Genomic DNA, 13,800 nt, shown 5'->3' on the forward strand with positions numbered 1-13,800 from the left:
GGCGGTCCCGCGTCATCGTGTTGACGGTCTTGAAAACGGCGCCGGCCACGGTCATCCCCTTGTCCTTGCACCAGAGCCCTCCTTCGCTCGTCGCAGGCCTCCCTCCGGGGCCTCGAGAGCAGCTCAGAACCAGTGGAACGGGGTTCCTACTTGTGGCCGACGACGAGTGTGTGACTGAAACCCATGTCCTGGTAGCGCTCGATGCGCGAGAAACCCGCGTCGAGGACGGCCTTCTCCATGTCGTTGGGCGAGTAGGTCATGCCCTCGCCGGAGGCCAGCGCCAGGAAGTACGGTGACACCAGTCCGCCGCTCATCGACCCGGTGCCCTCGTCGTTGGAGGTGAAGTTGTAGACCAGGCACACACCTCCCTCGGGCAGCGCGTCGTAGCACTTGCGCAGCAGCTCGGTGTTGCGCTCCAGCGACCAGATCTCGAAGATGTGGAAGAAGAGGATCGCGTCGGCGCCCGGGGGCAGCGGGTCGGCGAACAGGTCGCCGGCGTGGAAGTGCACCCGCTTGTGCAGGTCCGGGTCCTCGATCCGCTGCGAGGCGAGCCGGGTGACGCTCTCCTGGTCGAAGACCGTCATCTCCAGCTGCGGGTAGCGCCGTGCCAGCTCGATGCTGTTGGTGCCGTCGCCGCCGCCGATGTCGATGGCGTGGCGGATGTTGGAGAAGTCGTAGCGGTCGAGGATCTGCGCGAAGGCCCGCTGCGAGGCGTCGCCCATGTTGTCGTAGAAGACCTTCTGCAGCTCGGGGTGGGCGGTGAGGCGCTGGTACAGCGTCGTGCCCGGGCCGCTGATGTGACGCAGCCCCACGTTGGTGTTCTGCCGCATGGACTCGGCGAAGTCGACCAGGCTGGCATTGATGATCTTGGCTTGGATGTCGATGAGCGGGCCGAGGAAGCGCTCACCGGAGCGCAGCAGCTTGCGCCGGGCCATCTCGCTGTTGACGTACTTGTCGCCCTGCTTCTCCAGCAGCAGCAGGGAGGTCAGCCCGAGCAGCAGGACGCGCGCGGGCTGCTCCTCCACGCCGATCGCCGTTGCGACCTCCTTGAGGTCCATCCCTCCCGCCCCCTCCAGAAGCTCGAAGAGGTCGAACTCAAGCCCGGTGCGCAGCAACTCGAATGCGGTAGTGCCGTGAATGATGATCCGCAAGTAGTCGGCATCCGTGATGGTGACGCTGGCGGCCATGGATCTCCTCCGCAGATGGAAGGCGAGCGAAAGGCGGAAGCACTGCCCGGTCCACGGCCGTGACCGCGTCCTGAGGGGAAGCGCCTTCCTGGTCGTGGCTCTGTCGCCTCCTCGGATCCAGCCCTTCCTGCTCGCGTCTCAGATACTCGTCGCTCCTGACACGACGTCTCCACCAAGCATGATCGCGGCACTTGTGGTCCGCACCTTCTGGAGTGCGATGCCGCGCGGCACGGTGGCGGTGTCGCGCCGCGGGTTGCGCGGTGGCGGCGGGGCGGATCGCCGGCCGCGCCGTCCTCGCATCGCATTCGAGAAGATGCCCCGGCGTGCGGGTCACTGAGATGATCACTCCGTACGGCGTCGCCGCGGAGTGCCGCCACTCATGGTCGTCGCCGGGAGGGGCGGGGGGCTGCGGCCGGGTGGCGATGAGTCCGGGGCCGGTCCGCCGTCCGGGCCGGGACGGGCCGTGCCGGCCGTCGTCACGCTCTGGCATCTCGCGCCGGCGGGTGCGCGCAGGGGGCGCCGGCCGGGGCCGGACAGCAGGAAGGACAGGGGCCGGCACCGGCCTCCTGACCGTAACCACCGGCGCCCACCCGGCGGGTGGCACGGCCGGATCCGCCGCAGACGGCGTCGCCGGGCCGCCTCGCACCACGTCCGTGAAGGAGAACCTGATGGTCGACATGATCAACGTTTTTCAACCGTCGCTCGGTGAACAGGAGCTGGCGGCGGTGCGGGAGGTCTTCGAGAGCAACTGGGTCGGCCGTGGTGAGAGGGCGAACGAGTTCGAGGCGGGGTTCGCGCGCCATATCGGTGTCGGCCGGGAGCATGTGACGTCGGTCAACTCCTGCACCGAGGCGACGTTCATAGCGATGGAGCTGGCCGGTGTCGGGCCGGGCTCGGAGGTGGTCCTGCCGACGGTGAGTTTCGTCGGCGCGGGCAACGCCATCGCCTCGCGCGGCGCGCAGCCGGTGTTCTGCGACGTCGATCCGCGGACGCTGAACCCCACCGTCGCCGACGTCGAGGCCGTGCTGACGCCGCGGACCAAGGCGGTGCTCATCCTGCACTACGGCGGTTATCCGGGGGAGGTCGCCCAGATCGCGCAGCTGTGCAGGGACCGCGGGATCCTCCTGATCGAGGACGCCGCGATCGCGATCGCCTCGCGCGTCGACGGCCGGCCGTGCGGGACGTTCGGGGACATGGGGGTCTGGAGCTTCGACCACGGCAAGATCGTCGTGACGGTCGACGGCGGGATGCTGTACGTGCGTGACCCCGAGCTGGCGGCGCGCGCGCCCAAGCTGGCCTATTTCGGGCTGGAGCAGAAGAGCGGGTACGACCAGGCGCTGCGCGCCCGCACGCGGTGGTGGGATTTCGAGATCTCGTCGTTCTCCAGGCGCTCGGTCACCAACGACGTGCTCACCGCCATCGGGAACGTCCAGCTGAGCCGGCTGCCGGAGTTCATCGAGCGCCGGCGTGAGATCGCGCGGCGCTACGACAGCGGGCTGGCCGGCCTCGACGGCCTGCTGTGCCCGCCGCCGCTGCCCGCCGGCCACGAGTCCTCCTACTACATGTACTGGGTGCAGTTCGAGGGCGGCATCCGGGACGAGATCGCGCGTGACCTCTACGAGCGCGGTATCTACACCACCTTCCGCTACCCGCTGCTGCACAAGGTCGCGGCCTACGGGTCGGGCGCCCTGCTGCCCAACGCGGAGGCCGCGGCCGACAGGACGCTGCTGCTGCCGATGCACCAGGCGCTGACCGACGCCGACGTCGAGCGGACCATCGAGGCGGTGCGCGAGTGCGTGAGCGAGCGCCTCGGCGGCGCCGGGGGCGTGAAGCTCGCCGTGGCGGACCGCAGGGCAGGATGACCTCAGGCGCACGACCGGGGCGCCCCCTCCGACTGCCGGAGGGGGCGCCCCGATGGCGTTGCCGGGGGTCTCAGACGATGTGGACCTCGGGCACGTAGAGGATCCAGCGGCCGCCGGCCTCGCGGAAGCCCTGTTCCTTGGCCATGATCTCTTCTGCGTGGTTCCAGGCGAACAGCAGGGCGTAGTCCGGGTAAGGGGCGGAGAAGGCCTCCGGCGGCTTCACCGGCAGGTGCGAACCGGGCACGAGGTGTCCCTGCTTGGACGGGGTGGAGTCGCACACGAACGGGACCAGCTCCGGCCCGATCCCGCAGTAGTTGGTGACCGTCGAGCTCTTGCCCGGTGCGCCGTAGCCGACCACCCGCTGCCCGTCCGACTGGATCCTGTGCAGCAGCGCGACGAGGTCGTCCCGCACGCGCTTGACGGTCTGCCCGAAGTGCTCGAACGTCTCGGTCTCCGACAGCCTGCGGGCGCGCTCCTCGGCGAGCAGCGCGTCGACGGCCGGCGCCGGGGTGCGCGCGCCGGCTCTGGCCAGGGTGTAGCGGATCTCGCCGCCGTGCAGCGGGATGTGCTCGGCGTTGACCAGTTCGAACCCGAAGTGCCTGGCCATCGCCTGCACCGAGGTCACGCTGAAGTAGAAGACGTGCTCGTCGTAGATCTGGTCGAAGGCGGTCCGCTCGATGATGGTGCCCAGGTAGGGCTCCTCGAACACGAACACGCCGTTGGGTGCCAGCAGCGCGTCGATGCCCCGGAAGACCGAGTCGATGTGCGCGATGTGGCAGATGGTGTTGGCGCCGAAGATGACGTCGGCCTCGCCGTGCTCGGAGCGGACGGCGGCCGCGGTCTGCTCGTCGAAGAACTCCGACAGCACCCGGACGCCCTTGGCCCTGGCCAGTTCGGCCACGTTCGCCGACGGCTCGATGCCCAGGTGCCGCACGCCGGCCTGCGCGACCGTCGAGAGCATCACGCCGTCGTTGCAGCCGATCTCGACGATGAACGGGTCGGAGCCGGTGAGCTCGGTCTCCAGGAAACGCCGGGCGTTCTGCTCGAAGTGCTTGCGATGGCCGGCCGATCCGGAGGCGTGGTACCGGTAACCGGCGTGGTATCTGAGATCCTGCGGCACCTCCTCGACCAGCTGCACCATCGTGCAGAGTTCGCACACGCCGACGGCGAGCCGGAAAAAGAATTCTTGCTCTGCCTCGTGCGGCAGCAGGAAACCATTCGCCGTTGGTTGCCGCCCCAGGTCGACGAACTCCTGCACTTTCCCGCCACAAACCCGACATTTGGTGTACATGAACTGAGCTTAACCGTCGGTGTCGTGGTCGCGCTTCTTCGCGGATGCCGATTTCGCCCGTCCGCCGTTCCAAGAATGGTCACATAATTAGCGCAGATGCTTATATCGGCCAGAAAATCTGGTTTCCTCTTATGGGCGCAGTGCTCGCACGGCCGCCGGGGAACCCCCGCTCATGGAGGGCCGGGGCGCTCTCGCCGTACGCGGGCCGGGGGGCTGCGGAATCGTCACGCGTCCGTTCCCGGCCGCATCCATCGCTGCGGGTGCCGTGCCCGCGACGGCGGGCGGCCGCCGGCGCCCCCGGGGCCGCCGCGCGCGGAGCCGGGGGGCGGCCAAAGGGCCCTGTGGCGTGCCGCCGGCGTGGAGGTGTCCCCCGGAGGGGGCGTGGTGGCGCCGGCGGCCCGTCGGGTGCCCGGGTGCCCGGGTGGGCGGCGTGGGCGGCCCGGCGGCGGCCCGGTCGCGCCGGACGCCGCGGTGGCCGCGCCCCTCCAGCCGCATGCCGTCCGGTCAGTAGGTCACGACGGCCTTGAAACGCACCTCGCCCTTGGCGACCTTGTCCAGCGCCTCGGCCACCTGGGTCTTGTCGAACACCTCCACCTTCGGCGTCACCTTCCCGGAGGCGACCACCTCCAGGGCCTCCTTGAGGTACTGCGGACCCTCGTGGGTGGCGCCGAGCACCTGGTGCCGCTGGGCGAAGAACGGCCTGGCCAGGTCCGGCGCGAGCGTGAACGGTTCCAAGCCGTCGATCCCGGCCAGCACGATCCGGCCGCCGAGCCGCAGCCCTCGCATGCTGTCGGTGGCGGCGGCGTAGGAGGGGCCGGTCGCCAGGATCACGTCGGCGCCGCCGGCGGCGAGCAGTTCCTCGCCGCTGCCGACGACGGTGTCGGCGCCGAGCTCCCGGGCCAGGGCGTGCTTGTCCGGCGACCGGGTGATGGCCACGGTCTCGAATCCGCCGGCGGCGGCGAACTGCAGCGCCAGGTGCCCCAGACCGCCGATGCCGAGGACGGCGACCCTCTCCTTCGGCCTGGGGGCGCCCACGCGGAAGGCGGACCAGGCCGTGTAGCCGGCGCACAGCACCGGGGCGGCGAGCTCGTAGTCCAGGCCGTCGGGGAGCAGCACCGTGCCGCTCGCGGCGGCCACCATGTACTCGGCGTGCCCGCCCGGCACGGTGAAGCCCGTCATCGCGGGGGCCGCGCAGCGGAACGCCGCCTGCCCGGAGACCGGCAGTTCGAGCGCGCAGTAGTCGCATCGCCCGCATGTCCCCTGGATCCAGGTGGTGCCGACCCGGTCACCGACCTTGCGGGAGGTGACTCCGGCGCCGACCTCCACGACCTCGCCGACCGGTTCATGCCCGGTGACGGCGGGGGAGAAGGCGGGGAAGGGGATGATGCCCCGTGTGGCCAGCACGTCGTTGTGGCAGATCCCGGACGCGTGAACCCTGATCAGCACCTCACCGGGGCCCGGCCGTGGCGTCGGCACCTCACGCAGCTCCCACGCGGCATTGACCTCTGGAATGACGGCAGCCTTCATTGCCAACCCACCTTCGCGGTGCGGGGAATTAGTCCTACGGCGGGTCCGGCCCGAGGCCGCGCACCGCTGGAAGACGCCGGTCTCGGCCGTTGCGCGCTCGGCAGGTGGCACCGCGGCCGCCGCCGGGCTCCGCAACCGCATCCTCACACCGGCGCATGGGTCCGGCATCTTTTCGATTGCGCTGTCGCGGGCGCGCCGGCCGGGCGTCGCAGGGTGCGATCGGCGCCTGCGCGACTACGCAATTCAGGAGATGCCCGGCGGCACACTCACTTGTGACGATGCGAGGGCGTGGCACAGGCGGCACCGACGCGCCGCCTGTCCGGAAATGCTGCTTTTCGCAAGCGTCCCGCCGAGAAAAGGAACAGCACGGTCGATGTGGGGCTCTCATCCACCGGCAACGGAACCGGCGTCGACAAGGCAAGTCCCGAACGTGGTTGTCCGATTCTGTTCGGCGACATCCATCGGAATGCCTGATCTGGATCGAGACTCGAGGAGATGATCGCCATGAGTATTAAAGTCGGCGACCGTGCGGTCGTGCTCGGCGGAAGTATCACCGGATTGTTCGCCGCCAGCGCGCTCAGCAAGGCCTACCGCGAAGTGGTGCTGGTGGACCGTGACACGCTGATCGACGTGACCGAGTGGCGACGTGGCGCCCCGCAGACCCGGCACATCAACGGGCTGCTCGCGCGTGGCCAGCTCGCTCTGGAGGAGATGTTCCCCGGGATCACCCAGGAGATGGTCGACGACGGGATCCCGCTGTCGGACATGGCCGGCACCGTGCGCTGGTACTTCAACGGCGAGCCGCTGAAGCAGGTCCGTGCCGGCCTGACCTCCATCGCCGCCACCCGCCCGATCATGGAGTTCTACGTCCGCCGGCGGGTGCAGGCCATGCCCAACGTCACCTTCATGGAGAACACCGACATCGTCGGTCTGGTCACGACGGCCGATCACTCCCGGGTGACCGGGGCGCGGGTGCAGGCTCAGGCCAAGGGCAGCAAGGAGCAGATCCTTGAGGCGGACCTGGTGATCGACGCCGCCGGTCGTGGCTCGCGGACTCCGTTGTGGCTGGAGCAGATGGGGTATCTGCGGGTCCAGGAAGACGGGATGAAGGTCGGCCTGGGTTATGTCAGCCGGCACTACGTGCTGAAGCCGGGCACCGACCCGTTCGGCACCGACCATTCGATCAACCCGGTCGCCTCCGCCGCGCTGCCCCGGGGCGCGATCTTCACCAAGACCGACAGCGGCAAGGTGGAGCTGACCGCCTACGGCATCCTCGGCGACCACCCGCCCACGGACCCGGAGGGCTTCAACGAGTTCGTCAAGACCCTCGCGGCGCCCGAGATCTACGAGACGATCATCCAGGCGGAGCCGCTCGACGATCCGGCGCTCTTCCGTTTCCCCACCACGATGTGGCGCCGTTACGACCTGCTCCCCTACCTGCCCGAGCGGTTCCTGATCATGGGTGACGCGGTGTGCACGCCCAACCCGGTGTACGCCCAGGCGCAGACGCTGGCCTCCCTTGAGGCGCTCGCCCTGCACAGGCACCTGGCGAGGGGGGTGGCGCCGAAGCCGAAGGACTTCCAGCAGGATGTGGCCGACATCATCAAGCCGGCGTGGGAGATGACCTCGAGCGTCAACCTCAGCTTCCCCGGTGTGCAGGGGAAGCGGACGCTGAAGGTCCGGGCCGGCAACGCGTTCATGCGCCTGCTGCAGAAGGCCGCGACCCAGGACCCGCGCTTCACCGCCGCGTTCATGAGGGTGGCCGGGCTCATCGACCCGCCGGAGACGCTCATGCGGCCTGCGCTGATCATCAGCGTGCTGCGGCAGCTGTGGCGCAAGCCCGCGCTGCCCAGCGTGCCGCAGCGGACCGTCGCCCGTCCCAGGTCGAAGGCCGCCGCCAGGTGAGCCGCGTGCCGGGTGGAGGAGCGGGCCGGTCGGCCGGTGACTTCATCCGGCCCGGCCGCGCCGAGATGAGCGCGGCCGCGCGGATGTGACCGCCGGGCCGGGGAGCCCGTGCCGGCCCCGGCCGCCACGGGTCCCGGTGCCGGGGCCGGCGGCGTCCAGGCGGCCGCTGACGGGAGGTGCCCGCCCCGCCGGAGACGGCGGGGCGTCGGTCTGTCCGGGTGCGGGCGCCGGCCGGTGCGGTGCGGGGGGCCGGAGGCGGCGGAGGTGCGCGGCCGTCCGCCTGCCGAGTGGTCCGGGCAAAGGTCTGGGCGGGATGCCTGAGCGCACGCCGTAGGCGCGCTGAGAGCCGGCGCGGAGGGGTCCTTTCCGGGACCCGCCCGCGCCGGCTCTCAGCTTTTGCGCGCCGGAGGGTCAGGCCGCTCCGCTGTCGGGCAGGCCGAGCCACCATGGGCTGGAGCGGGCCCATTCGATGGTCTGCAGGAGTCCCTCGCGCAGCGGGGTCCGGCAGTCCCAGCCCAGGATCTCGCGCGCCTTGGCGTTGTCGGGGACGCGCCGGGACAGGTCCTCATAGGCGGGGCCGAGCCGCTGGCTGGTGTCGACGTCGATGATCGACGGGCCGGCCCCGGTCAGTTCGGCGATGAGCCGGACGACGTCCCCGACCGTGGTCTCCACCATGCTTCCGACGTTGAAGGACTCACCGACCGCCTTGGGGTGGGTGGCGGCCAGGATGGTGCCTTCGATGGCGTCGTCGACGAAGGTGAAGCACCGCGTCTGCCGCCCCTGGTCGTAGACCACCATGGATTGCCCGTTGAGGGCCCGGTGGATCGACCGGCTGACGATGTAGGCGGGCCGCTGGCGGGGGCCGTACACGTTGAAGTAGCGCACGATCGTGGCCTCCAGCCCGTGCTGGCGGGCGAAGGCGAAGGTGAGGTGCTCGGCCAGGGCCTTGCCCGAGGAGTAGGACCAGCGGTCGGAGGAGGTGGCGCCGAGCACCCGGTCGCTGTCTTCGCGCCACGGCACGGCGGGGTTCTTGCCGAAGACCTCGCTGGTGCTGGCCAGGATGACTTTCGCGCCGGTCCGGTGGGCGAGGTCCAGCACGTTGCGGGTGCCGGTGAAGTTGATGTCGATGACGTCCATCGGGCGGGCCAGGTACTGGTCGACGCCGACGACCGCGGCCAGGTGGTAGACGATGTCGGTCCCGGGGGTGATCGCCTCGGCGAGTTTCGCCGGATCGCGGATGTCGCCCTCGACGTGTCTGGCGTGCTGCCCGGTGGAGGTCTTCGACGGCGGTGCGCCGTCGAAGACGGTGACCTGGTCGCCCTGTGCGATGAGCCGCTCCACCAGGTGGCTGCCGACGAAGCCGCTCCCGCCGGTGACGACCACCCGGGACGGGCGGTGCACCTGGCCGTTGTGGGGCTTGCCGGCCGTGGCGCCCGCGCTGCCGCTCTCGTGCGCGGCGCTCATGAGCCCGACTCCACGTAGAGCGCGGCCACGGGACCCTCGACGAGGCGCGAGACCGGCGCCACCGGGTAGCTGTGCGGGTCGGGGGCGGCGGGGGCGCCCACCCGCCCGATCCCCTGGTAGAGGTAGCCCAGGCGGCGCAGTGAGGCGATCTTCTCCTTGGAGTAGTAGGCCCGCCCGTCGAGCAGCAGGCATGATCGGGCGACGGGCAGTGCCGCGAAGTCGATGTCCTCGAACTCCCGGTGCAGTGCCAGTACGGCGATGCAGTCGGCGTCCTGCACGGCCTCCTGCAGGCTCGCCGCGGGCGTGATGCCGAACAGTTCCTCGGCGTGGGCGACGTCGACCAGCGGGTCGAAGATGCGCACCTGGGCGCCGGTCTCGACCAGGGTCTCTACCACTCCCCGCGTCGGGGTGGCCCGCAGGTCACCGGTGTTGTTCTTGAAGGCCAGGCCCAGCACGGCCACCTTCGCGGTCGCCGGGTTCTTGCCCAGCTTGACCAGCTCGTCGATGGCGAGCTGCGCCGTGTACTCCGGCATCCCCGCGTTGACCTCGCGGCCGGCCGGCGCGGTCAGGATCTCCACGCCGCGCCGGCGGGCCGAACGCCACACCATCCACGGGTCCTTGGTCAGGCAGGAGCCGCCCACGCCGACGCTGGGCAGCAGGATGTTGACGGTGCCCTTGCCCTTGGGGATCGTGTTGGCCGCGGCGATGACGTCCAGCACGTCCACGTCGTACAGGGCGCAGAACTTGGCCAGCTCGTTGGCGAGGGCGATGTTGAGGTCGATCCACCAGTTGTCGGCGAGCTTGACGATCTCCGCCGACTCCAGGGAGTCCAGCGGGATCACCTCGACTCCGAGGACCCTGTGCCAGAACGCCGCCACGTCCCGGGTGCTGTCCGGCTCCAGCCCGCCGGCCACGATGGGGAAGGTGCGCAGCTCGGCCAGGGCGGTGCCCTCGGCGAGCCGTTCCGGGGTGAAGGCCAGTCCGAAGTCCACACCACCGATCAGCCCGCTCTGCTCCAGCAGCGGCAGCACGACATCTCGGGTCGTGCCCGGCGGCACGGTGCTCTTGAGCACCACCAGCTGACCCTGGCGGAGGTGGCGGCTCAGCTCCAGGCACGCGCCGCGCAGCTGCTCGTCGGCCAGCGCCCCCTTCTCGCGGATCGGGGTGCCGACCGCGATCAGCACGACGTCGGCGCTACCGAGCTCGGCGCTGTCGGTGGTGACGCGCAGCCGCCCGGTCGTCACCCCGCGAAAGATCATGTCGGCCAGCCCCTGCTCCTGGAACCGGCAGTAGCCGCGGGCCAGTTCCTCGATCAGCCGGGGATCGGTGTCCACGCCGACGACGTCGAAGCCGCGGTCGGCCAGTGTCGCCGCGATGCACGAGCCGACATACCCAAAGCCGATGACTGCCACTTTAAGGTTTTCACGGTCGGGCAGAAAACGCATCTACGTCTCCAATCGAGAGAAATACGGGGTCGATCCTTCGTCATCAGTGAGCGGCGACCTGAATTCTCCGTTGGGGCGTGCTGGCGTAGGTTTCCGAGAAAGTATGAGAGAAACAGACCGAACCCCGATAGACAGCCGAGTGATCTCGCGTCGCCACCAAATGATCGCTGCTTTCTCGTTTGGCCATCGGCCGCCCTGGATCCGTCGATCCTCAGCCCATCGTCATCCCGGCCGCTCTACGCTGCATCTCCTGGCTTGCCCAACCGCCGGAGCGCGCCGGCTGCGGCGCTGGCGGCCGCCCCGGGATGCCCGGAGCCGGCACAGGTGAGGCCGTCTCGGGGGTGCCGCGGAGGACGGCGGATCGGCGGCCCTCCCATGTGCCGCGGCCCGGTGGCCGATACCCGCCTCCATCCGCTGATCTGGGCCTTTTGTGGCGGGATGGTCAGGGCAGGCGCGGCACGTGCCGCAGCGGGCTGTGACCGCCGGTTCAGCGGCGACCGTGCCGGCCGGCACAGCCCGCTGCGGAGGGTTACGGCGTACCCGCAAAGCACTCACAAATCCACTCATATTCCGCAATTCAGAAGATGTGGTGTCGAGAGGCTGGGTGTGAGGCTGCACGGGATAACGATTCTCCGGCGGAACCGCCGCGGTCATCGGTGTGTGGAGAGGAGAACACCATGCGTGCATTCGCGCGCCCTGGTCGCCATCGGACCCGGCGTGGAAGAGCACTCTCGCTCGTCGCGCTCGTGGTCGCCGGCGGACTGAGCATGAACGGCACCGCCCACGCCGACGACGGCGGGGTCTCGGACCGCCCGATCCTGGGCATCTGGGAGGCGCAGAGCCTCAGCGGTGCCAAGAACAACCGGTCCCACCCCGACTGGGGTGTGGCAGGGGCGCTCTACCCCCGGCTGGCCCCGGCGCGCTACGCCGACGGACTCAACAAGCCGGCCTCGGGGCCCAACGCCCGGTACGTGAGCAACCGTGTCTTCAACGACAGCAACCAGAATCTGTACTCCGAGCGCAACGTCAGCCAGTGGGCATTCGTCTGGGGCCAGTTCCTCGACCACACCATGGCCCAGCGGCTCGGCCGGCGGGGGACCGGCGACCCCGGGGAGGCGTTGAACACCCCCTTCGACAAGAACGACCCGCTTGAGAAGTTCCGCAACGACCTCGGGGTCATCTTCTTCGAGCGTTCCGCCCCCGCCCCTGGCAGCGGTGTCACCAGCGCCCGCGACCAGATCAACACGATCAGTTCCTATATCGAGGCCTCGGCCGTCTACGGGGACACCGACGCGCGCCTGGACTGGATGCGTGAGGGCAGCGTGGACGGCAACCCGGACAACAACGACGCGCGGCTGCTGATGCCGGGTAACTACCTGCCCCGGCGAGACAGCCGCGGCAACCCCGACACCGCGCCGGCCATGGTCATCGGCGGCCAGCTGTTCACCAAGCCGACCCGGGCCGCCGTCACCGGCGATCAGCGGGCCAACGAGAACCCCGCGCTGCTGGCCACACAGACGCTGTTCGCCCGTGAGCACAACCGGATCGTCTCCCTGCTGCCGAGCTGGGTGTCGCAGCAGGACAAGTTCCAGATCGCCCGGGCCGTCGTCATCGCCGAGCAGCAGTACGTCACCTACAACGAGTTCCTGCCCACGCTGGGTGTGACGCTGCCTCCCTACAGGGGATACAAGCCGAAGGTGGACGCGACGGTCACCAACGAGTTCGCGACCGTCGGATACCGCGGGCACAGCCAGATCCGCCCCAAGTTCAGGATCACTGCCGAGACCGGCCGCTACAGCCAGGCCACGCTGGACGCGCTGAAAGCGATGAACATCGACGTCGTGGTCAAGGACGACGAAGTCGAACTGGCCATCCCCCTGGGCGAAGACGCCTTCTTCAACCCCGACCTCCTGGAGATGCTCCAGCTGGGGCCCATGCTGCACGGCATCGGCCTGAAGGCGCAGAACAAGAACGACGAGCAGATCAACAACCTGCTGCGCAGCGCGGGCTTCGAGCTCTCGGGCAACCCGCTGTGCGGCGACGACCCGACGCTGCCGGACTGTGTCGTCGGTGTGACGGACCTGGGCGCGCTCGACATCGAGCGGGGCCGCGACCACGGTATGCCGACCTACAACCAGCTGCGTCAGGCGTACGGCCTGCCGGCGAAGACCTCGTTCAAGGCCATCACCGGTGAGGCGTCCGACTCGTTCCCCTCCGACCCGTTGCTGACCCCCGGCAACGAGATCAACGACCCCGACAGCATGGACTTCACGCAGCTGTTCGACATCAATGGCAACCCGACCACGGCCGAGGCGGACAACGCCACCAGCGGTGTGCGCCGCACGCCGCTGGCCGCGCGGCTCAAGGCGGTCTACGCCGACGTGGCCGATGTCGACGCCTTCGTCGGCATGATGGCTGAGCCGCACCTGCCGGGCCGGGAGTTCGGCGAGACGCAGCTGGCGATCTGGAAGAGGGAGTTCACGGCGCTGCGCGACGGCGACCGCTTCTTCCACGCCAACGACCCGCTGCTGCCCTTCATCCGGAAGGTCTTCGGGATCGACTACCGCAAGCCGCTCGGTGACATCATCGCCCTGAACACCGACATCCCGCGGGACACCATGTCCCCGAACGTGTTCTTCACCCCGCAGGCCCAGCAGCAGAGCAAGGCGGCCCCGAGCCCGTCGGCCGCCGAGCCGGTGGTGCCCAACTCCTCCACCCGCGCCGGTAACGGCCGCGCCGCCACCTTCCGGGCACCCGGGGGACCGGCCGCACTGCCGGTCGGACAGGCACCCGGCGTGTCGCTGACCCGCAGGGCACGCCGCAGGACCCCACGCGGCACCGGCGCGGAGATCTGATCACCGCAACGGCCCCCTGAACGGATGTACGGCCTCGCCGCCGGTAGTGGCTCGGAGCTTGTGTCCCTGTCACTGCCGGCGGCGTTGAGCATTACGAGGAAGGCACGGCCCCGCAGAGGGTGTGTCCTTTGCCGCCTCGGGTGCATCGGGCCTGTCCTGGCCGTCTAGGTGTAATGACCACGGACGTTGAGAACGCAGGGCGACACGGTCTGTGGATCGTTGAAGAGTGAAGGGCCTGCGGGTTCGGTGTGGATTGCGATATCT

9 protein-coding genes are annotated in these 13,800 nt (G+C 69.6%); 4 read left to right on the plus strand and 5 right to left on the minus strand.

What is annotated here, in order from left to right; translation table 11 throughout:
* Nucleotides 1-146: 146 nt before the first annotated feature.
* Complete coding sequence (locus ACWDS7_RS19405) at nt 147-1,187, minus strand: methyltransferase (RefSeq protein ID WP_451930386.1); 1,041 nt, start codon at nt 1,185-1,187, stop codon at nt 147-149.
* A 668-nt stretch (nt 1,188-1,855) separates the two neighbouring features.
* Here ACWDS7_RS19405 and ACWDS7_RS19410 point away from each other — a divergent pair.
* Complete coding sequence (locus ACWDS7_RS19410; RefSeq protein WP_451930387.1) at nt 1,856-3,049, plus strand: DegT/DnrJ/EryC1/StrS aminotransferase family protein; 1,194 nt, start codon at nt 1,856-1,858, stop codon at nt 3,047-3,049.
* Nucleotides 3,050-3,119: 70 nt separating this feature from the next.
* Here the strand turns inward: ACWDS7_RS19410 and ACWDS7_RS19415 are convergent, their stop codons facing one another.
* Nucleotides 3,120-4,340 carry a methyltransferase domain-containing protein gene (locus ACWDS7_RS19415; RefSeq protein ID WP_451930388.1) on the minus strand — a complete coding sequence of 407 codons (1,221 nt, stop codon included), beginning with the start codon at nt 4,338-4,340 and terminating at the stop codon, nt 3,120-3,122.
* Between the two features lie 504 nt (nt 4,341-4,844).
* On the minus strand, nt 4,845-5,867 hold the full coding sequence (locus ACWDS7_RS19420; RefSeq protein WP_306876085.1) for an alcohol dehydrogenase catalytic domain-containing protein: 1,023 nt from the start codon (nt 5,865-5,867) through the stop codon (nt 4,845-4,847).
* Between the two features lie 288 nt (nt 5,868-6,155).
* On the opposite strand from ACWDS7_RS19420, the gene ACWDS7_RS19425 reads away from it, so the two are divergent.
* Nucleotides 6,156-6,341: a hypothetical protein gene (locus ACWDS7_RS19425; protein WP_306876084.1), complete on the plus strand. Its 186-nt coding sequence runs from the start codon at nt 6,156-6,158 to the stop codon at nt 6,339-6,341.
* Between the two features lie 30 nt (nt 6,342-6,371).
* On the plus strand, nt 6,372-7,772 hold the full coding sequence (locus ACWDS7_RS19430) for an FAD-binding monooxygenase (protein ID WP_451930389.1): 1,401 nt from the start codon (nt 6,372-6,374) through the stop codon (nt 7,770-7,772).
* Nucleotides 7,773-8,183: 411 nt separating this feature from the next.
* Here the strand turns inward: ACWDS7_RS19430 and ACWDS7_RS19435 are convergent, their stop codons facing one another.
* Together ACWDS7_RS19435 and ACWDS7_RS19440 are read right to left on the minus strand one after the other, a co-directional pair.
* Complete coding sequence (locus tag ACWDS7_RS19435) at nt 8,184-9,236, minus strand: NAD-dependent epimerase/dehydratase family protein (protein ID WP_451930390.1); 1,053 nt, start codon at nt 9,234-9,236, stop codon at nt 8,184-8,186.
* Nucleotides 9,233-10,648: a nucleotide sugar dehydrogenase gene (locus ACWDS7_RS19440; protein WP_451930391.1), complete on the minus strand. Its 1,416-nt coding sequence runs from the start codon at nt 10,646-10,648 to the stop codon at nt 9,233-9,235. Before ACWDS7_RS19440 ends, ACWDS7_RS19435 begins: the two co-directional genes overlap by 4 nt.
* Nucleotides 10,649-11,358: 710 nt before the next feature.
* Between ACWDS7_RS19440 and ACWDS7_RS19445 the strand changes: the two genes are divergently transcribed.
* A complete protein-coding gene (locus tag ACWDS7_RS19445) occupies nt 11,359-13,536 on the plus strand; it encodes a peroxidase family protein (protein WP_451930392.1) in 2,178 nt (725 codons plus the stop codon).
* Nucleotides 13,537-13,800 lie beyond the last annotated feature (264 nt).

It is taken from the genome of Streptosporangium sp. NPDC003464 (assembly GCF_053588315.1).

Coding starts and splice junctions, on each gene's coding strand:
- ACWDS7_RS19435 (WP_451930390.1), bottom strand. CDS start 9,236: ATGAGCGCCGCGCACGAGAGCGGCAGCGCGGGCGCCACGGCCGGCAAG.
- ACWDS7_RS19430 (WP_451930389.1), top strand. CDS start 6,372: ATGAGTATTAAAGTCGGCGACCGTGCGGTCGTGCTCGGCGGAAGTATC.
- ACWDS7_RS19415 (WP_451930388.1), bottom strand. CDS start 4,340: ATGTACACCAAATGTCGGGTTTGTGGCGGGAAAGTGCAGGAGTTCGTC.
- ACWDS7_RS19420 (WP_306876085.1), bottom strand. CDS start 5,867: ATGAAGGCTGCCGTCATTCCAGAGGTCAATGCCGCGTGGGAGCTGCGT.
- ACWDS7_RS19410 (WP_451930387.1), top strand. CDS start 1,856: ATGGTCGACATGATCAACGTTTTTCAACCGTCGCTCGGTGAACAGGAG.
- ACWDS7_RS19445 (WP_451930392.1), top strand. CDS start 11,359: ATGCGTGCATTCGCGCGCCCTGGTCGCCATCGGACCCGGCGTGGAAGA.
- ACWDS7_RS19405 (WP_451930386.1), bottom strand. CDS start 1,187: ATGGCCGCCAGCGTCACCATCACGGATGCCGACTACTTGCGGATCATC.